The organism is Pantoea sp. EKM101V, assembly GCF_011800325.1.
Taxonomy (GTDB): domain Bacteria; phylum Pseudomonadota; class Gammaproteobacteria; order Enterobacterales; family Enterobacteriaceae; genus Pantoea; species Pantoea anthophila.
Genome location: NZ_JAALFP010000001.1, coordinates 760,166 through 780,086, shown reverse-complemented (window position 1 = coordinate 780,086; position 19,921 = coordinate 760,166). Strand labels below are relative to the sequence as shown.

The 19,921-nt window shown below is 59.3% G+C and carries 18 protein-coding genes; 13 read left to right on the top strand and 5 right to left on the bottom strand.

Annotated features, from left to right (window positions below; all coding sequences use genetic code 11):
* Window positions 1–145: 145 nt before the first annotated feature.
* Together HFD92_RS03740 and HFD92_RS03735 are read left to right on the top strand one after the other, a co-directional pair.
* Entirely contained in the window at window positions 146–1,054 is a 909-nt protein-coding gene (locus tag HFD92_RS03740) for a LysR family transcriptional regulator (protein ID WP_058956636.1), read from the top strand.
* A 191-nt stretch (window positions 1,055–1,245) separates the two neighbouring features.
* Window positions 1,246–3,105 (top strand): hypothetical protein, encoded by a 1,860-nt coding sequence (locus HFD92_RS03735; protein WP_167428318.1) that lies wholly within the window; start codon window positions 1,246–1,248, stop codon window positions 3,103–3,105.
* 188 nt (window positions 3,106–3,293) lie between these two features.
* Here the strand turns inward: HFD92_RS03735 and HFD92_RS03730 are convergent, their stop codons facing one another.
* A complete protein-coding gene (locus tag HFD92_RS03730; RefSeq protein WP_167428317.1) occupies window positions 3,294–4,352 on the bottom strand; it encodes a hypothetical protein in 1,059 nt (352 codons plus the stop codon).
* A gap of 15 nt (window positions 4,353–4,367) precedes the next feature.
* A complete protein-coding gene (locus HFD92_RS03725; RefSeq protein ID WP_167428316.1) occupies window positions 4,368–5,036 on the bottom strand; it encodes a hypothetical protein in 669 nt (222 codons plus the stop codon).
* A 463-nt stretch (window positions 5,037–5,499) separates the two neighbouring features.
* Here HFD92_RS03725 and HFD92_RS03720 point away from each other — a divergent pair, with 463 nt between their 5' ends.
* From HFD92_RS03720 to HFD92_RS03670, 11 genes are all read left to right on the top strand, one after another.
* A complete protein-coding gene (locus tag HFD92_RS03720) occupies window positions 5,500–6,492 on the top strand; it encodes a sigma 54-interacting transcriptional regulator (RefSeq protein WP_167428315.1) in 993 nt (330 codons plus the stop codon).
* A gap of 140 nt (window positions 6,493–6,632) precedes the next feature.
* The gene (locus HFD92_RS03715) at window positions 6,633–6,872 is read left to right on the top strand and encodes a hypothetical protein (RefSeq protein WP_058956631.1); all 240 of its coding nucleotides are present in this window, start codon (window positions 6,633–6,635) and stop codon (window positions 6,870–6,872) included.
* A 62-nt stretch (window positions 6,873–6,934) separates the two neighbouring features.
* Window positions 6,935–7,303: an EscI/YscI/HrpB family type III secretion system inner rod protein gene (locus tag HFD92_RS03710; RefSeq protein WP_167428314.1), complete on the top strand. Its 369-nt coding sequence runs from the start codon at window positions 6,935–6,937 to the stop codon at window positions 7,301–7,303.
* Between the two features lie 5 nt (window positions 7,304–7,308).
* Window positions 7,309–8,073 carry a type III secretion system inner membrane ring lipoprotein SctJ gene (gene sctJ / locus HFD92_RS03705; RefSeq protein ID WP_185185184.1) on the top strand — a complete coding sequence of 255 codons (765 nt, stop codon included), beginning with the start codon at window positions 7,309–7,311 and terminating at the stop codon, window positions 8,071–8,073.
* A gap of 3 nt (window positions 8,074–8,076) precedes the next feature.
* The gene (locus HFD92_RS03700; RefSeq protein ID WP_167428313.1) at window positions 8,077–8,661 is read left to right on the top strand and encodes a serine kinase; all 585 of its coding nucleotides are present in this window, start codon (window positions 8,077–8,079) and stop codon (window positions 8,659–8,661) included.
* A complete protein-coding gene (gene sctL, locus HFD92_RS03695) occupies window positions 8,648–9,244 on the top strand; it encodes a type III secretion system stator protein SctL (protein WP_167428312.1) in 597 nt (198 codons plus the stop codon). The genes HFD92_RS03700 and sctL overlap by 14 nt, the downstream gene beginning before the upstream one ends.
* Window positions 9,245–9,320: 76 nt before the next feature.
* The gene (locus HFD92_RS03690) at window positions 9,321–9,548 is read left to right on the top strand and encodes an HrpF protein (protein ID WP_058956626.1); all 228 of its coding nucleotides are present in this window, start codon (window positions 9,321–9,323) and stop codon (window positions 9,546–9,548) included.
* A 24-nt stretch (window positions 9,549–9,572) separates the two neighbouring features.
* Window positions 9,573–11,621 carry a type III secretion system outer membrane ring subunit SctC gene (sctC, locus tag HFD92_RS03685; protein ID WP_167428311.1) on the top strand — a complete coding sequence of 683 codons (2,049 nt, stop codon included), beginning with the start codon at window positions 9,573–9,575 and terminating at the stop codon, window positions 11,619–11,621.
* A 17-nt stretch (window positions 11,622–11,638) separates the two neighbouring features.
* Window positions 11,639–11,824, top strand: coding sequence for an HrpT family type III secretion system protein (hrpT, locus tag HFD92_RS03680; protein ID WP_058956625.1), 186 nt, complete (start codon window positions 11,639–11,641; stop codon window positions 11,822–11,824).
* A 62-nt stretch (window positions 11,825–11,886) separates the two neighbouring features.
* Window positions 11,887–17,286 (top strand): AvrE-family type 3 secretion system effector, encoded by a 5,400-nt coding sequence (locus tag HFD92_RS03675; protein WP_167428310.1) that lies wholly within the window; start codon window positions 11,887–11,889, stop codon window positions 17,284–17,286.
* Between the two features lie 35 nt (window positions 17,287–17,321).
* The gene (locus tag HFD92_RS03670; protein ID WP_111208906.1) at window positions 17,322–17,732 is read left to right on the top strand and encodes a type III secretion system chaperone; all 411 of its coding nucleotides are present in this window, start codon (window positions 17,322–17,324) and stop codon (window positions 17,730–17,732) included.
* 27 nt (window positions 17,733–17,759) lie between these two features.
* Here HFD92_RS03670 and sctU read toward each other — a convergent pair whose 3' ends face one another.
* From sctU to sctS, 3 genes are read right to left on the bottom strand one after another with little or no spacing between them, the layout of a single operon-like run.
* Window positions 17,760–18,845: a type III secretion system export apparatus subunit SctU gene (sctU, locus tag HFD92_RS03665; RefSeq protein WP_167428309.1), complete on the bottom strand. Its 1,086-nt coding sequence runs from the start codon at window positions 18,843–18,845 to the stop codon at window positions 17,760–17,762.
* Window positions 18,842–19,657: a type III secretion system export apparatus subunit SctT gene (sctT, locus tag HFD92_RS03660; protein ID WP_058956620.1), complete on the bottom strand. Its 816-nt coding sequence runs from the start codon at window positions 19,655–19,657 to the stop codon at window positions 18,842–18,844. The genes sctU and sctT overlap by 4 nt, the downstream gene beginning before the upstream one ends.
* Window positions 19,657–19,917 (bottom strand): type III secretion system export apparatus subunit SctS, encoded by a 261-nt coding sequence (gene sctS / locus HFD92_RS03655; protein WP_111208903.1) that lies wholly within the window; start codon window positions 19,915–19,917, stop codon window positions 19,657–19,659. Before sctS ends, sctT begins: the two co-directional genes overlap by 1 nt.
* Window positions 19,918–19,921 lie beyond the last annotated feature (4 nt).

Here is a 19,921-nt window from a genome sequence, read left to right as displayed (position 1 = left end):
TGTCTGTGAGGCGGGTAACTGCCTCCTCTCTGGCTTTGCGGTACAGTTTTTGCATGAGGAGACGATTCGCCTCTCCTCCGCCCGGACCTGATCAGGCCACCTGGCGGAGGCGCCTTTATTCGCTATTCCATCCAGGGTAAAAATTATGCGGCTCCGCCATATAGAGGTCTTTCAGGCCATCGTTCAGACCGGCAGCATCAGCGCAGCGGCGCGCCTGCTGAATGTGTCGCAGCCGAACATCAGCCGGGTGCTGAATCACGCTGAGCAGCAGCTGGGGTTTGCGCTGTTTGAACGCCGTATTCAGGGGATGAGCGTGACAGCAGAGGGGCGGCGCCTGCTGCCGGAAATCGACGAACTCTGTCAGCGCCTGCAATCCATTACTCAGCTCGCCGAACAGCTGCGACGCGGCGAAGGGCAGTTAGTGCGCGTCGGGGCGGCTCACGCATTTGGTCAGATGGTGATGGCTCCCGCCCTGGTGACCTGGCGGCAGCAGATGGCCTCTGTCAGCGTTGAACTGGTCACCGAGCACTTCAGTACCTTATGCCAGATGATCCTGGAGAATCAGCTCGATTTTGCCCTGGTTTTCGGTCAGCAGGTCGACGCGGCTCTGCTGGCTGAACCCCTGTTTCACTCCTCCATGGTGGCGCTGCTGCCACGTCATCATCCCCAGGCTGACCCCGTTACGCTGGCGTGGTTATGCGACAACAATCTGCTGATGATGCAGGCCCAGGACCCCTTAGGGCGCGTTCTGCATCGTGCGCTGCGCGATAAAAAACTGAACCCCGCCGTGTCGTTATCGATTAAAACCTACTCGGTCATCGCAGATATGGTGCTGGCGGGCGGCGGCGTGGGCGTCGTGGATCTCTTCACCGCCTGCCGCTATGCCGACCAGCTGAAATTGCTGCCCGTGGCCCAGCCTCTGCCGTTTGAAGTGATGCTGATCAGCCGGCGCGACCTGCCTCAGTCGCAGTCCACGCTGCAGCTTAAGCAGGTGATCCGCAACCGACTGTGGGAGATTGCCCGGCAGTGTGAAACGCAGTTTATTGCTGGCTGAGACGTCGCGCATTCCCGCGTCCCGACAGGGCGTTTTATGACGTGCATCACAAAACCTTAAGAATGTCGCTCGGGTATGAAACCGGACTCGCGCCTGCCGCACTCAACTCTCACGTTGCGGGGTGAGTCACTCACTTCGCAAGTCATCAACTGACCGGTTGCTGGTAACCGGCACAACCTGGCGGAGTGAGAATGATGGATGGAATCAGAAGTCACGGGCGCACACCTGCATCCGGACATGAGGAGATCGCCCTGCGGTCACGTACGACGGCGTCGACCGGCGCAGCGGCGGGCGTTGATGCCGCCGCGGCAAACCGGCTACAGGAGATTGCGCGTATTGAGCAGGTCCTGAAAAATGAATCCAGTAGTGCCGACGGCGTGCACGAACACATGCAGCGGGTCGCTGTCACGCTACATGATGAAATGGGGCAGACTGCAGATAATGTCAGCGATGTGCTTAAACACGCCCGCGACAGTGACAGACGAACATCGGCACTCGCCGAGTCTGCGATAGGGCTGGCTTACGGACTTTCCGGCGTGCCCGGTGACCTGGCGGGTAAGTTGCTGGCACATCAGCTCAATCTGGAGCCGGGCACCAAAGCACACGATTTTGTGACAGGTCTCACCGCTGGACTGACGGCGGTCGCCTTCAAGGCGGTTGTCTCTAAACTTGTCGATAACAGCCTTAAAGAGGGTAAGTGGATGCAGGCTGACGAAAATTACCTCGAACCCTTTATGCAGGAGGTAATGAAAAGGCACGACACGCTGGGGCATAAGACACAGCAGGCGGCGCTGGGTGGGACAGGGTATAACCTGCGCAACCCGATTAACGCAGCGATCTCCGCGGGTACACAGACACTCGCAGAAAACGCGCCGGGTGCGCAACCCATGAGTATCCTGAAGAGTGCAGGTAAAGCGGCTTATCTTGGCAGTCAGATGGCCAGTATGGCCTTAACCTACGGTGCCGGGGCGGCAAGTGGGGTTGCGCAGAACCGTTTCGACCGCCTGAATAATGCGGAGTACTTATTTGGCCGCACTGACTGGCAGGAACGTTATAACGCCTTAGCCAGCGGGCAGGGGCATAGCGCGCAAGGTGGCCGTTTTGATGCTCTGATGAACAATGCGAAGACGCCAAAAACCTGGTGCAGTGCCGTGCGAAATCTTGTCGCGCTCTCTCAGCTGGTTGAAGGCTTCGCGTTGGGCGGCGGGCTGGGACTGGCAAATATGTCGAAAAGAGGCGCGAGTGAGGCTATGGCATCGTCTATGGCCAAAGGGCTGGGCAGTATCGAGGAGGTCATGAAAAATCCGGCTAACCGCGCCGTGCGTGAACTTGCAGGTCAGGGGGCCTATATCCCGGTGGCGGCGGGGGCCTATTTTTCACAAGGGGCGGCCGCCATTGCCTATGATGAGCTGAAAAAAGCGGTGAAAAACAAACTGGGCCTGAATGACGAAGGCAATACAGGCTCTTCATCATCTGCCGCCACTGACACCACGGACGGTGACGCCCATATCGCTTCGGGCGCAGGAACACCTGAAGGTTCGCCTGCGCCAGATGGCAGCGCCGGAGCGAGCCTGCATGAATCAATGCCAGCCTCAGACGCGGATGCCAGGGCGGCATCCCCGGCCGGAACGCCAGCGCCAGCTGAAAGAACCGGAACCGCAACGCCGTCAGAAGCAGACGTGTCAGACAACGGCAGTGTGCAGTCGGGCTATTCCGGCGAGCTGAGAAACAGCCCGCCAGCACGCTCACAACAGATGCACGAGACGGGCGATACCCATGCCTGGTGGAAAGAGTTCCCCTCGACGGAAGCGATAAAGACAGATCCGAAAGAGCATACCGAGGCTGATAAGGCAGCCCTTGATGCGTTGCTGAACATAGAAACAGCCAGCATGGAGGAGCGTATCGAAGAGATGATCCCGCTGTCAGACGCCTTAACCTCGTTGTCTGCCTCATCAGACGCCGCCGGTCCAGCCGCAGGATCGCCAGAACCGGTAGCCCCGGCAGCCGCCGCCGCTCCGGCAGAAGCCGCCGAACCGAAAAAACCTTCCTGATACCTCCCGTCTGAAAGCCGCAGCGATGCGGCTTTTTTTATGCCTGAATTGCGCGGCCTCACACGTCCGCCGTAACCCGCATCTGCGCTGTCCACCCCCGGAAGCGCGCGTTATGGCGACCACGCTAGCGGCCTGAGCAAAAAAAAGTCCCTGTATCGGCTACAGGGACAAACGTCAGCTGTCAGAGATCAGGCAAACGGTGGCGGATCGTTCTTTCCTTTTCCGCCGGCATTCTCCATCGCAATCTGCACGGTATCGGTGGCTGCCGTAATGCCCCAGCCAACCGGCCCTCGTGCTGCACTCAGTCCGCCTTCGGCGAGTCCTTTCAGGCCGCCGGTAAAGACTTCACCCACGTTGCGCGCCTCACCAATATTGTTAAAGAAAGGCGCAGCAACAGATTTCAGGATGGGGATATTCGACAATATCTTGCCAAACTCACCCATCCCCCACTGGAAGTTATCTTTATTGGTTCCATCCGGACGCACATGCGTATCGTTCGTCTGTGGCAGCTGTTTATTCTCCGGCAGCATCTTCAGCCCCTGCTCGGCGATATCCTTCAGTACACCCGCCTCGGTACCGTGGCGGGCGTCGCCATCCCTGGTGATGCCCTCAATCTTGTCGTTCGCTGAGATCTCCTTTCGCTCGCTGCCGTCGCGGGCGTTAAGACCTTTGATGCTGTTCAGCACGCAGGCCATGTTATAGGCTGCATCAGCACGACTCTTCGGATCCTTATTGGCATCCGTCCAGTCGCCGAAGCGCTCCTTAAGCTGCTCGCGCTTGATATCTTTCTGATTTCCGAGGTTTTTCAGCACCGGATTCTCATCAATGATCTGTTCGGCGCTGCGGTTATCCCCCGGCGGGCGGCCCGTCAGGTTCTCCTCTGTCGGCCTGACGCGGGTGTCCTTCTCACTGCTCCGCACGCCATCGCCCGCTGCCTGCGGAACGTTTTCACCGGCTGTTTCGCTGACAAATAACGCCGTGGGTAGCGCGCCTTCATCAGCGGCGGCCGGATCGACCAGCGCCCCTGAACCCAGCTGGGATAACAGCTGATCCAGCTGGCACGTCGGATCGGTCAGCCCCGCGAGCGGGGTTCCGCCTGCACTGGCCCAGGAGACGGGAAGATCACGCCCCGCACCCGCCAGCGAAGCGCCGGACTGGAAAGCGGGCAAGGGCAGATTACCCGGCAGTTGCCTGCCGGGTGAAAACGCAGGCGTGATGCCGCCTGCGCCAGGTATATTCATCACCATAGAGTTTCCCCTGCATCAGCTTTGCGTATTTTTCCCGGAAGATTGCCCCTCGCCACCGCCCAGCAGCCCCTGCAACAATGAAGAGAGCCCCAACAGCGACAGCAGGTTCTGCATCATGCCACCCTGGCCTCCATTATCCGTTGCGCCCTGACCCGGTGCCTGTGGGGCATTACCGCCGGATTCTCCGCTCTCTGCGCCTTTACCTTTATCAGCCCCCATCATCTGCTGGAGCAACTGCTGAAGCATCTGCATCAGCTGCTCAAGCGGATTGCTGCTACTGTTCGCGCCCTGTGACGGCGCCGGGGTCGTCGCTTCCGCCGGCTGCTGCGCTTTGTTTCCCCCGCCCAGCAGCTGTTGCAGGCCGGTCAGCATCATAATCTGCTGCAGTAAGCCACCGCCGCCCAGAGCGTCAGGCGAGCTGGCTCCTTTTGACGGGCTATTGTTCTGGCTGCCGCCTGAACCGGTCAGCGAAGCCAGCGTGCTCAGGCCGCCAAAGGCGTTACTGGCAAACGAGAGGGGGTTGGTTTTCGCATTATCAAGAAAAGATAACGATGATTTACCCGGCTGATCGGGTAAATCAGCTTTACCTGCCGGAGTGCCTCCCGCTTTGCCGGGCATTGTGGCCGACGACAGATCGACTCTGTTCGCATTTGCCGCACCCCCACCCAATCCTGGAATTTTCATGATGTTACTCCTCAGTATTAATCAGTCAGTGATGAAATGGGCAGCCGCTGAAGCCGTAATATTTTGCAATCCTATTTTCTGCCGATTGCACAATTTTACTTTTCAGGCTGATGCTACCTCGCACTGTGAGTGGCGATTGTTCCGGGCTGGTTCCAGGCTGAATATTCTCTTTGTGATACGGGTTCAGATTCTCACCACGCAGAGGCGCCTTCAGGAAAATCATATCTTCATGTTTGATAAGATTTTTTATTAAATCCTGTAAGGTAATCCTTACCGGCTGCACGTCAATCCCTACAAAACAATAATCCTGGACTGATAGCGGGCCTGGACAGATTGAGTGAGAGTGAAGCCGCGGTAAATTTGTAATTCTTTACATCAGGCTCTGCTTCCGGAATTTCCAAACGTGCTGAATTATCCGCGTGTCTTCTGTAAGACGCGCTTAAGTGAAGCTAACGGAGAATGTATGGTTCGTCTTTACAGGACACAGTCAGGCCAGGCGACTGTTGATGAGGAGAGGGCGGATAGCGTTTTACGTCAGGTTGATTCCCGTTCCTCTGTAGTGACGGGAGATGCCGAACCCGTAACCGATATCCATACCCATCTGTATAAGATTCTGAATACGATTGCGCCATTGAACATCGATGTCTTAATTGAGGGAGAAACGGGCACCGGGAAAGATGCGCTGGCCCAGCGGCTCTATCAGCTGTCCGGCTGTCGCGGCCCGATGGTGCCGGTCAACTGTGCAGCCATTCCGGAAACGCTGGCCGAAAGCGAGCTGTTTGGCGTCATGGCCGGGGCGTATACCGGCGCGAGCAGTTCCCGGGCGGGATATATAGAGAGTGCCAATCACGGCGTGCTGTTTCTGGATGAAATTGACAGTATGCCGCTGACGATGCAGGCCAAGCTGCTGCGCGTCCTGGAGAACCGCGCGGTGGAGCGCCTGGGCAGCACTAAAAGTATCGGACTGGATCTGCGCATCGTTGTCGCCTCGCAGATTCCGCTGGCGCAGCTGGTAGCGCAGGGGCGTTTTCGCCGGGATCTCTTCTTTCGCCTCGACACGATTAAAATTGCCACGCCAACCGTTCGATCACGACCGGAGCTGATTCTGCCGATGTTTCGCCAGTTTACCCAGGAGGCGGCGCTGCGCCTCAATCAGCCACTGCCGCCAGCGTCGCCCGCGCTTGATGAAACCCTGCTGCTGCATAGCTGGCCGGGAAATATCCGCGAGCTGAAAGCGGCGGCTGAACGCTTTGTGCTGGGCCTGCCGCCGCTGTGCAGTGAGATCAGGCAGGAAGGGGGTGGATTACTCAAGGAGAGAATGCGGCGCATTGAGCGCAGCCTGATCCACGACTGCCTGAACCGCCACGATCATCGTATCGACGATGTCATTCTTGAATTAGGTATCCCCAGACGTACCCTCTATCACCGCCTGAAGCTGTTGAAACTTATCGCCTGACCAGTCGCCCGCCTCACCCGGGGTGGGCCAGACGCCTTACCGGCAGAAATATTTACTTTGCGATGGAACCGGATCGCCTCCTTTTTTACTTAATGAAGGCAACACCCAACGACAACTCATCATCAACGCGAGGAATTATTATGTCAGGTGCGAGCTTACTTTCTAACGGCATCACCAACGCAGCGTCTGCTTACACGCAGGTTGCCGGAGCCTACAGCGGTGCGAAATATATGGTCCGGTCACAGCAGGCGATGGACAAAATGCAGGAAAATCAGGCCGATAAAATGGATCGTGATGTAGAGTTCCAGCGCATTAACGGCATCGCCGAAAGTAATGCGCAGGCTGCCTCTGCGGCTGCCCAGGTCAAAATTCAGTATTAATCCGCTCCGGCAGGGGGCCAGTTCCTGTCTCCCTGCTCTTTCATGCCACAGGAGTGCTACGGATGAAAGTCTCTCAATCTTCTTCACTTACCTCCGAACCGGTTCCCTCAGTTGAGATGTACAGCGATCCGCCGTCGGAGGGGGATATTCAATGGTTTAACGCACAGCTGAATGGCCCGGCACCTGACGGTCACAGTGGGACCGCTTCGGAACCCGGCGTGGTGGTCAATATCCTGCAATCGCTGAGCGGCAACCAGCGTGCGCAAAAAGAGGCCTTTCACGATCTCAGAGTCGCGTCGCGATCCTCCAGTGCGGAAGATTTTTCCCGCGCCAATGCGCAACTCTCTGATTACTACATCGAGAGCCTGATGAACGCCAAAGTGATCGCCAAAACCGTTCAGTCAGTCGACAAAATCAGCAATCTGCAGTGAATCCTATGAATGGCTCCGTAATGAAATGCCTCTGCGCCCTGTGTCTGGCGCTGCTGCTGACCGGCTGTGGCGACCAGACGCAGCTGCACAGTGGACTCTCGGAAAACGATGCCAATGATGTCGTGGCAGAACTGAGCCGCTTTAAGATAGAGGCGGAAAAACAGGTTTCTAAAGAGGGGGTAAGCGTGAGCGTCGCGCGCGGCGATATCGAGCGGGCGGTCAATATCCTGAATGCCGCCGGGCTGCCGCATCAGGCGCGAACCAATCTCGGCGCGGTGTTTCAGAAAAGTGGGGTCATCTCCAGCCCGCTGGAGGAGCGCGCCCGCTATATCTATGCGCTGTCGCAGGAGGTCGAAGCAACCCTGTCACAGATCGATGGCGTCGTGGTGGCGCGCGTGCACGTTGTCCTGCCAGAGCGTATCGCCCCTGGCGAGCCGGTTCAGCCCGCGTCCGCGTCGGTATTTATCAAATATCATGAAAATCTCGATCCGGACAGTATCGAACCGCGTATTCGGCGGCTGGTGGCGACCAGTATTCCGGGGCTGGTCGGCCGCGACGATCGCGACCTGGCGATCGTTTTTGTGCCAGCGAAAGCCTGGCAGGATAAGCCTGAAATGGTGCAGCTGGGGCCGTTTCAGCTTACCCCGGAACGATACGGGATGGTGAAGGTAGTTACAACATGCTTTGGGGTGCTGCTGCTGTTACTGGTGGCCAATGCCTTCATTCGTCAGGCTCTGAGCCGTAAGCGCCTGGCTGCTCAGGCGAAGTGAGGCATGATGCATAACGCTGCACCCGATGAAGAACTGGCTCTGCGCTGGCTGCGCTGGTGGCACACGGAGTGCTGGCTGCAGGCGGATGAAAGCTGGTGTCTGCCACCGCTGGCCCGTTTATCTGTCCCTGTGCAGAGGCAGTATCTGCGTCAGCACGCCTCGTGCTGGCAACATACGCTGGGTATCTCAGGGGAGCTGGCCGCACCCGAGCCGATGGTGCTGGCTATCAGCGATTTGCCCCCTGAGCAGCGCGCGCAACTCCTCATTCTGGTCGCTGAAATTTGCGGCGGGGCCATGCCACTCTCCGCTGAGCTGAAGATCTGGCTGCGGCGTCTGGCGAAGGGGACGCGCGTTGCATGCTGGCTGCCTGCCGGGCTTTTCACCACCGGCGGCAGTGCCGACAGCCTCTGCCTGCTGCAGGCGTTATTCCCGACAATCTGGCCGCGTCTGCGGCTGCTTTTTCCGGCAGAGGAAGCGCCGGTAAGCCCGGCACTTTCACTGCCCGATCACCGCCTGCGCCCCTTATTGGAAGTGGCGCTCTGGCAGGTGCAACATCCTTCGGGAGCGATGCGCAATGTGGAAACTTAAAAGCCTTTCCCTGCCGGAGGGCAGCCCGTCATCGGGTACGCTGCTGCGCCGCGAGGCGCTTGCGCTTGGGCTGGAAGCGGCTGCCATTATCCGCCAGGCGCACCAGCAGGCGCAGGCGATCCGTGAACAGGCCCGTGCCGAAGCGCAGGCTGAAAAAGAGGCCAGCCTGCGCGAATGGGAAGCCCTGTTCTGGCAGCAGGCGCAGACGCTCCTCACTGACTGGCAGCATCAGCGCACCGCCGAAGAGGCACAGCTGGTGGTACTGGCCGGCAAGGTCGTTAACGAGGCGCTGCAGCAACTGCTTGATGAGGTGGACGATGAGCGCCGGTTTCAGGTGTTGATCAGACAGCTGTTGCGTCACTCTCCGCGTCAGCAGCAGGCTACGCTCTATTGCGCCAGCGGGCAGGTGCAGCAGATTGCCGACTGGCTGGCCACGCAGCCGTCGCTGCGCTGGACGCTGTACGCCGACCCGGCGCTTGAGCCCGATCGTTTGCGGCTGATAACCGACACCGGTGAGCTGGTCGTGGACTGGCGGACGCTGCATCAGCAGCTCGCACCCGCGCTGGCAGAGGAGAGCACATAAAAAAACAAAAAATCTGTGGAACTGCTTTGCGTGCTGCGCCACTTAACAGGGGTGCCTAACAAGAGGAGTCACCATCATGAGTTCAAACGATCTGTTCCAGCGTCAGCTTTCTTCCAACTCCCACCGCAAACATCATGAAGCCTATCAGTTTGCCCGCGATATCTCGGGCGAATCGTTCAGCATTGCGGATATGTATGCTTTCCAGAATCGCCTGCAGGATATGTCCAATGCCAGCTGGGCGAGTTCGCAATATACCCAGTTCAAGTTTGGCATCCGTAAAGCGATTATCGACGCTGTTAACTGAGCCCCTGTCAGCAAGGAGTCAGGCGTGTTTACCTTTTCTTTTCCGGGCCGCCTGCTGGCGGTCATTACCCTGCTGGTACTGAGTGTGGGCCACGCCTGCGCCCGGGTGCCGGATGAATGGAAGAGCGGTGCCTATGCCTACTCGGCAGACAACACCCCGCTTAACATTATTCTTGATGACTTTGCCAGCAGCTTTGGTGTCGAGGTCAATCTGGGCACGCTGCCCGACAGCAATGTCACGGGTAAACTGCGCGCAGAAAGCCCAGAGGCGTTCCTCAATCGCCTGGCGCTTGAGTATCGCTTTCAGTGGTATGTTTACAACAGCACGCTCTACGTCAGCCCACAGGCTGCCCAGACCTCCCAGCGTATTGAGATTTCGCCGGAAGCGGCACCCGATCTGAAAGAGGCGCTGCGCGGGGTCGGCCTGCTGGAGCCCCGCTTCGGCTGGGGTGAGCTGCCCGATGAGGGCGTGGTTCTGGTCACCGGGCCGCCGGAGTATGTGCGTCAGATAACGGAATTTGCCCGTAAATCGGAGAGTAAACCTGAAGCCGAGGGTAACAAAGATATGATGGCATTTCCGCTACGGTACGCCGCCGTGGCGGATCGCACCATCCGCTATCGCGATCAGGAACTGCGGGTGCCGGGGGTGGCAACTATCCTGAATGAGCTGCTGGGGCAGGCCGGCAATGCCTCTTCCGGCAGCCAGGCATCGGGGCAGGGAGAGGATGAACAGGTTTCGCGTGAACAGTCGCAAAGCGTGCTCAATGAGCTGATTAATCGCAATATCCCGGTCTCCGGACGTAAAAAAGCGTCAGCCAGCAGGCTGGCGGGGAAAGTCTCGGCGGATGTCCGTAACAACCTGCTGCTGGTCCGTGACGATCCGAAAACCCGGGGAGCCTATCAGTCATTAATCAGCGCCATTGATGTGCCGCAGAAGCTGATCGAAATCGATGCGGTGATCGTCGATATTGACCGCAGCGCGCTGAAGCGCTTCTCCAGCAACCTGGCCGGTCAGTTTGGCAGCGTCGTCAGCGGTGCCAATATGCTCTCCGGTGCCAGCACCCTGTTTGTTACCGATTTCCAGCGCTTTTTTGCCAGCATCGAAGCGATGGAGGGGGAAGGGACGGCATCAATCATCGCTAACCCCACCATCCTCACGCTGGAGAATCAGCCGGCCGTGATTGATTTCAGCGATACCGCCTTTATTCGCGCCATTGGCGAGCGGGTGGCTGATATTCAGTCTGTCACCGCCGGAACCAGCCTGCGGGTCACGCCACGCGCGATCAGCACCTCACAGAAATCGGCCATCCAGCTCATTGTGGATGTAGAAGATGGCAAGCTCGATAAAGATGACGAGGGCGATGCCCAGGGAACTCACAATGCCGCGGTCAGTACCCAGGCGCTGGTGGAGGCGCGTCGTTCGCTGGTGCTGGGGGGATTCCATTCTAAAGAAACCGGCGATCGCGAGCGACGTATCCCGATCCTCGGAAGTATTCCGCTGATCGGCAAACTCTTTACCTCAACACGCTATGAAACCTCTCAGCGTGAGCGGCTGTTTATCATCACGCCGCATCTGATTGGCGATCAGGTCGACCCCTCCCGCTATATCGCCGCCGAGTCGCGCGAACAGCTGAATAATGCGATGGATGAGGTGAGCAACCGTCATAAATATACCGACATCAAAGGGATGGTCGAAGGGGCGATGCGCGACCTGGCACTGAACCGTGTGCCGACGGGGATGACCAGCGGCGGCACAGGCCAGACGCTCTCCTCACTCTGTCGTATTCCGGGGGCGTTCGGCAGCGATTTCCGCCGCCATCAGTGGTATGGCAACAGCAGCGTACAGATAACCGTCGGGGTGATCACCAATAACACGCGTCAGACGCAGCGGTTTGATGAGAGTGTGTGCCGCAGTGACCGCACGCTGGCGGTAGGGGTCTGGCCACGCGGGGAATTGCGGCCGGGTGAATCGGCAGAGGTGTTTGTGGCGTTTGACAGCCATGCGCCGGCCCGCCCGTCGCGCGCTTCGCTGCTCTCTGCATCAGGCGGCGCACCCGCCAAAAACGTCTTCTGAGCTGATAAGGAAAAAGCATGTTACTGAGAACAATCGGGCTGGCCGCCGCCGCACTGATGCTGAGTGCCTGCGCACGGCCACAGGCCGGGTGCAACGAGGTGAGCTGCCGCCCCTCATCCGACCTGCACACCCTCACCATCTGGTGGCAACCCCAACTGCGTAATGGTCCGGATGACTTTACGCGGATAGCCGTAGATAACTGACCGCATTCGGTAGTCTCAGACCCCGGTTGATCGCCGGGGCCGTATTTGAGCGAGGATCAACCATGGCGATTCACCTCCCGTTTTCGGGAAGCCTGCGTGCGACGCAATCTGTGTCGCCTGCCCGCAGCGATAACGCTATTCCACTACGTCAGTTTTCCCGCCGCCCGCAGCAGACCGCAGGTGGCGCCCTGCACCAGGAGGTAAGCCGTCAGCCCGCGCCAGCCCTGCGCCAGCGGGCAGCGGATGCCCGCCAGCGCACAGGCAGCCTGCGCCAGAGCCTCAGCCGCCTGCGGGATAAGTGCCGCCGCCAGCCCCCGCCCGATGTGCCAGAGAGCACCCGCCCGCCGGAGCTGAACCGCCGCGACCTGGCGGTGGAGAGGCGTCACAGTGACGCCGCGCCCGAGGTCCCCCCCTTACGTCCGATGACTGAGCCGGAACCCTGGCCGTCACGCCGCCGCCATCTGCTTTCGCCCATTGCAGAAGAACGCTACAGCGCGCTGCAGGAGAGCCAGCGCAATTCACTGCAGCAGCAGGCGTTCCGTGCGGCCGAAGAGGAGGCGACCACCGGGCAGGGCGGTCTGCAGCCGCAGTCTGCCCGACTGGCGCTGGCAGAGGATGGCACGTTAAACGTCATCCGTAGCGCGTCGGAATCGCTTACCGCTCTCCTCAGCGAAACGCTGGCCAGTCCGCAGTTTCGCTGGCTGGCGCATCAGGCCAGCGACGACGATTGCCAGCACGGCCTGATCGCCCCTGACGGCAGGCTCTTTTCGCTGCAGGGGTCGCCCACGATGTTTATCGGTCTGACCAGCAGCCGTCCAATGCCTGCCTGGCCACAGCTGACCGCGCCGCAGCGGCTTGCGGCGCTACCGGATGCGGCAGTCTCTGCGCTGATGACCGGCATCTTTCATCACATCCCTCAACCCTCAGATGACGAGGAAACCGGGATGACCCCGTCAGGCGCGCCGGTGTCGGAGCCATGGCGGGAGCATGGCGGGCGGCTCTATCGGCTTAACGACGCCGCTATGTGCTGGGAACAGGTCGATAAAGAGGAAGAAAAAAGTTTCAGCCGGTTAAGCAGGCAGCCTGATGGGATGCTGTATGCCATTTACGATAAGAAGAGCCTGCACAATCTCTCCAGCGGCGAAAAGTCGGCAAAAACCGATAAGATTACCGCCTACTGCGTCGGCTCGCACGGTGCCGCACTCCTGCTTCTCAGTGATGAGAAAACTGCCGGACAGTCGGTTATGTGGCTCAGTCGCCTCAGCGCGAAAAAAGAGGAACAGCAGAAAATAACCCTCAGCGCCCGGAATCAGGCGGGTGACAGGCAGGCGTTTCACGCCACCGGTATGGCGCTGCATCACAGACGTCTCTATGCGCTGAACAGCGAGGGGACGCTCTGGAGCGCAGCATTCCCGCCAGCGCAGCCGGGCAGCGAGATCGTGTTACAGCCTGATCTGAATCAGACAGTCCTCTCAGAGCAGCTGGGGGCTGGGGTCATGATAAGCAGCCTGGTTTCCCACCGGGATGGCGAACTGATGGCCGTGGTGAAAAGCGAGGCAGACCAGAAACATCTCTGTGTGCTGAATGCGCAGGGGCGGTTTGAGGCGCGCTGGAATCTCAGCGAGAGTCTGGTGCTGGATCATCACAACGGATTATTGCAGCCGCATCCCCTGGCGCATGAGAGAGTCGATACGGGCCGCACCGGACAGTTAACGGTTCATGAAGGCAAACTGTATGCCTGGGATAAAAATGCCGGGCGCTGGGAGGCGAGCCAGGAGAAGGCGGACACGCTGAAGCGGGCGCAGGACGGAAATGGCTGGGTGATCCGCGACGGGTTGCCTTCACGGGTAAAAATCAGCCAGAAGAGTGACAGGATTGACGGCGCGCATCACCGTTTTGCCCTGCGGCAGTTAAACGTCAGCCTGAGCGTAGAGCTGCCTCTGCCGGGGTTTGACGAAAACAATAAAGCACGCGCCATTGCACCACTGGATGGCGAAAACTGTGCGGCAATCAGTGAAAGCAACACCCTGCAATATCACCGCACCCAGGCCGGGCGTCGTCAGGCGTACAGGATGATGCAAACGCTGACTAAGGCGGGCATTGCGAACGCGCAGCCGCACACCCGCGCGACGCTGCCCGCGAACGGCGAAGGCAATACGCTGACCGATATCACGACCGATCAGAATCGCAGTCTCTATCTCCTCGACATACAGGGCAGGCTCTGGACGATGCCGGAAGCGGACTGGCGCGCCTCGCCTGGCAGCCGCCCGGATGCACGCTGGCAGCCAGTCACGCTGCCTCCGCAACTGGGCCCCTTAGCGCGACTGCATAACAGTGCCAGCGGAGCGCTGATGGTGATCGACAAACAGGGGCGCAGTGCGATATGGCAGCTGGCCGCAACGTCGCCGGAAAGGGCAGAGGGGCAGCCGGACGGTGCAGGCCCGCTGCCCCCCCTCACGGATGAGGACCGCTGGCGGGTCATGTCGGCATCTGAGCTGACAGCGCCGCCCCCTGGTGTCTCGCGACAGACGCCGCTGAAAGCGATAGCGCGGCTTGATGAAGCCTCAAAAAGTGTCAACGTGCGTGGCATGACGCTGAAGGCAGAAACTACTATTGCCGGGATGAGCGGACGTGATGGTAATCATGTCAACAGCCGCCTGCGCGATCGGCTTGGCGCGCATTTACTCAATACCCGGATGACAACGCCAAGACCCCTGAAAAACGCCTGGTACGCCACGCGCCATCACTGGCAGGGGCGTGAAGGACTGCGTCCGCTCTATGCGCAACAGGCGGATCTTTATGAGCGGCTTAAAACGTTGCTGGCCACGCCTGACGCGGCAGCGTACGGCACGCTGCAGGCGCGCCTCGCTGCACTCGATACGCGCGCCTTCGACCGGACGTTTATTGACCATCTGCACGCCTTTATCGACACGGTTGCCGACAGCGTACAGCACCACAGCAGCCTGCTCGGTCAGCATAGCGGGGCGCTGCACGGTGACGGAAGTGAAAAAGAGGCGTTTCATCCCTCACGGCTCAGGGCAGCCACCCAGGCGATCAACCCGTACAGTGATGATGAGAATCTGCTGGCCCGGCTGGATGAAGTCTGCCGGCGCTATCCACTCCGTGAGGGGCGCCCGGCAGCGATTGGCCAGCTACACGCGAACGGCGTCGTGGCCGGGCACCAGAAGGCGCGGCCGCCACTGGGGCGAATGCGCGATCCTCATGATGAGATGGGGCTGGTGAAATCCCGTCTGATCCTCGACGGATTGATGATGGCCGCCCTGCACGATGTGGTGGATCAGATGGCTGCCTCTGTTGATCACGGCCAGGCCAGCCCGACACAGATCGCAGCCATCAAAGCGCGATTGCGTCTGTTACGTGATGAGGAGTATGACGAAAATCTGGTGCAGAAAGCCACCGCTCAGGGTTTTGTGAATAACCGCCAGCTGGAGGCCTGCTATGACGCGATGAAATCTTTTATTAATGCGCTGAGTAAGCCGCACCACGGCCTGAATATGACGACCCGCACGGTTCTGAAAGCCTCCGATCAGCAGCAGATGGCGGCGCAACTTCTTGCGACGCTCAACGCGCTGGAGCCGGGGGAAAACGTCGGCTTTGGGCGCAACTACGGCGGCATGGTGACCCTCTCGGTCATCCCCGGCGGGGAAGTGATCGGTATTCCGGGCGTGCGGGGCAATCTTGATCGCGCCTACAGCGCCAGTTTCGCCCGCGGCGAAACTGGTATCAACGTCACCTTCAGCCGGAACGGGGGCGGCACCGGCACGGTGCTTGGCGCCGCAGGCTGGAACCCGCTGAGCCAGCCGGACGCCACGACCCTCCCGGCGTCTGGCGGCAACCGCAGCATCGTTCCCTCGCTGCGGCTGGGTGGCATGGTGGCCATTGCCCTGCAGCGCCAGTTACAGAACAGCGTCAGCTTTACCCTGAGCGAGGCGGAACTTCAGCCTTTTATCACGCAGCTGACTCAGGGTGAACTTCATCCCGGTGAACTGCTGGAAAAAGGTGTCAGTCATAAAGTGAAGCAGGGCACGACACTCACCTTTAACGTGGATGCCACTGCGATGGCGCTGGCCAGTGGCGGCCTGCGCTATCCCATCAGTGGCGGAGAAGGCAGGAAAAATCGTGTGATGATCCGCGCGGGTGGCATGGCGCAGATGGGAACGAATATCCTGAATGCGCAGCGTGAGCGTGCCACCACCCGGAGCGAGGCGGGCAGTACACTGGGCCGCAGTGATAACCGTCTGCGGATGTTCAACACCGTCAGCGCCAGCATTGGTCTGAATGGCGGGGTGGGCATTACCGCGAGTCCTTCATCCGGGCTGCGTATCCCCCTGTTTGGCGTCAACAGCACCACGATTCAGGCCAGTATGGATAACCGCACCCGACACAGCATGAGTATAGATATCGCCCGGGCGGAGCCTGTTCAGCGTCGCCAGCTGGAGAAGCTGATCGAGCAGGCAGAGACGCACTTTGACGATCCGCAGACCAATGCGCTGCTGCAGGCGCTCAGAGACGCGGACAACGCGCCAGAGAAAGTGAAAAGTGAGGGCTCTGCAGGTCTGAACGTGCTGCTGAAAAAGAGCCTGAGCGAACGCCAGGCGCATCCTGGCACCCTGCGCCCGCTGTCTGAAGGCGAAAAAAAGAGGCTTGAGGCGCTGAATAAGGCGGACGGCACGACAACGGCCTCAGCACAGGCACGCAGTGACAGGTTCAGTACCTTTCTTCAGGATGAGTCGCAGGCCACAGCGAACAGGCTCGACAAACTGCTGACCCATCTGCTGGCGCTGACGCCAGCCGGAAATGGCCAGTATGGCGTCATTAACAGTGCCCGGGCACTGGATTTGCAGCGCCGTGCGCATGCGCTGCACTGCCATCAGCTCAACAGTGCCGAGTATCAGAGCACATACAGTAATCTGCGCAAAGTAGACCGCAATAATCTGATGCATGTCGTGCATAGCCTCTTCGCCAGCGAACTGCCAGAGAGTGCCGCAGAGGCAATCAGCCGCTTTATGGAGGAGAAGCCCATGCTTAAAGCCATCATCCGCGAGTTGCAAAAAAACCGTAACACCCAGGCGGTGGTCACCCTTGAGCTGCATGATGAACAGCGCTATGCCCTTCAGCAGGCGTGGCTGCGTCAGGAAACCCAGCCGGAGAGGGTCGCCGCGCTGCTGCGCGACCGGACATACCTGCGGGTTAAATCGATTGGTTTTAGTGAAACCAATACCAAGCAGGAGGGGATCTCTGTGCCGCTGTTTGTCGCCGGGGGCAGCAGTGCCGCCAGCGTCAGTATCAGCCGTAACCTGGGGAAAATTACCTTTAACTATGGTGTTAATCAGCGGTCACCTGTCGCCTTCACACTGGAGGGCGATATAACCCATGCCAGCCAGACGCTGGTGGACGCGTTAACGAATGCCGGACAGCAGGACAAGCGCGGGCGACGCTAAGCCCGAATCACCCCTTACACTGACAGGAGCTGAAGATGATACAGCAACAAGAGGTACAGCGGCTGCTCGACGATTTTGGTCGCCGCCAGGGCATTGCTCTGACGCTCGACAACGGCGTCTGCGCGTTGCAGGATGAGCAGGGCCGGGAGGCGGTAGTGCTGGAGCTTCCGCCGGGAAGTGATACGTTACTGCTGCATTGCCAGCTCTTCGCCTCAGCGCGGCTTGCCGCGCAGCTCGTGACCTGGCAGCGGTTAATGAAACTCAACTTTGACATGTATGCAATGCGTGGATGCTGGCTGGCGCTGGATGAAGAGGAGCAGATGCGGCTCTGTTATCAGCAGCCGCTGGCCGGTTTAACGCCGGCTGCGTTTAACGCCCTGATGCTCGCCTTTATTCACCAGGCTCAGGAAGTCCGGACGTTGCTGCCGGAGATGCTGGCTGCCTGATGCACTGATGCGGAGTGGCCCTCCGCATCACGCTTCCCGAATCTCAATCACCTCATCCAGGTAGTGATCTTCCAGCTCCCGCAGCAGACGGTAGACGTGGGCGACGGCATTTAACGTTTCGCGGGGAACATAGGCGCCTTCGCGGGTGGTGCGCCACAGGGTGCGTGTCAGCCAGATAAAGCGGATCACTGGTCTCTTTTTGCTCTGCGCCTCTTCAATTAATGCGCGCGCCTCTTCATCACACGCTTTGAACAGCAGACGGGGCAGCGGCGTCTCATCCGGCCGGTAATAGAGGCCGACGGCAAAATGGGTCGGGTTAACCAGCAACACATCCGCCTCTTCCACATTCACCTCGCGGGCAGGCACCGGCTCTTCATTCAGGATCGCCTGCGCCACCTGGCGACGGTGGCCTTTCATATGCGGATCGCCTTCGCTCTGCTTAAACTCGTTTTTGATATCTTCATGGCTCATGCGCTGCTGCTTCAGAAAGAAATAGCGCTGAATACCAAAATCGAACAGGCTGATAATCAGCATGACCATCAGTACCCGACGCGACACTTTCATAAACAGCGCCATCACCCCCTGCCAGAAGCCGTTGAGGTCGCCAAGGGCCAGCTGAGCCAGGCTGCCGAGGTCAGGCATGATCGCCTGCCAGACTACCAGGCCTATCACGACGGCTTTCACGATGCTGGTTAAAAGCTGGGTAAACTGACGGGCGGAAAAGAGCGTCTTCAGATGATTAACCGGATTCAGTGCATCCAGCTTCGGCGTCAGCGCGTCGGTGGAAAAGAGTGGGCCGAACTGCAGCCAGCCACCCACGACCCGCAGCAGGATGGCGATGGCGCACGCGATCCCCACCAGCACCAGCAGAACGGTGACACTTTCCCCGATCACCTCCTCCATCGCATGATCGAACGGATCGCGCAGGCGGGAGAGCGGCAGCAGCATCATCGCCTGCATCCGCTGCATCCCGCTCTCCACCATAGCAAACAGGGTTTCAAGGATACCAATTGAGATCAGCAGCTTAGGGATATCCTGGCTCTGGCTGACCTGGCCTTTTTTACGCGACTCCCGGAGTTTCTGGGGAGTGGCATCTTCGGTTTTTTCGCTCATGGCGTTCCTCCGGCTGCAGGGGCAACGATCCGTGACAGGAGAGGGATGAGATCGCGCAGTTCATACAATCGCGCATGACCCAGATGGTCCAGCAGCGGCAGATAGAGGATAAAAAACAGCATGCCAAGCAGGCATTTCAGCGGAATGGTCAGGGCCGTCGCCTGAAGCTGCGGGCTATAGAGGCTCATCACACCGATGGCAAAATCGAGCAGCAGCATCAGCGCCACCGGCGGTCCGGCATAGAGCACCATATCGCTGAAGAGTTTTCCCACCCGCGTAAGCCAGACGTGAAACCCCGCCTCGCCAGGAAAAGGGATCCACTGTGTGGCGGACCAGAGATGATAGCTGTCCCAGATCACCTGCGTGATGGTCGATAATCCCAAGCCGGTGACCAGCAGCAGTATCAGCAGCTGCTGCATCAGTTTCCCCAGCGGCGTCACATCCGGCCCCAGTTGCGGGTTGATTTGCCCCCCCATTAACGCGCCACGCTGGTTATCGAACAACGCCCCGACAGACTCATAGAGCCAGAAAGGCAACGCCAGCAACAAGCCGAGCAGGATGCCTATCAGTAACTCTTTGAGAACCAGGCCGGCCAGCAGCAGCATCGACGGCTCAAGCGCATCAATCTGTTCTTTGATGCCCGGCGCAATAAACAGCGCCAGTGCCACGGCAATGGCGGTGCGGAGTCCCCCTTTAATCACGCTGAAGGAGAATATCGGCGTCAGCAGGAGGCAGGGGAAGATACGCGCCATGCCGAGTCCCAGCGCGAGGATCGCGTGAAAGGTATCAGTGAGGGGGTAACCTGTCAGCATCAGGCACTGACCGTTGACATCATCGCAAACGCAGCCTGCGCCAGCTCCATCAGCTCAACACCGACCCAGCGACCGGTGAGCGCCAGCGTCAGGCCGACGGCGACCAGCTTGATGCAGAACGGCAGGGTCTGATCCTGCAACTGCATCGCGGCCTGCACCAGTGAAATAATCACCCCGGCGATGACCGCAACCAGCAGCGGCGGCGCGGAGAGGATCACCACCAGCAGTAATCCCTGGCGAAACAGCGTCAGAATATCCATAAAA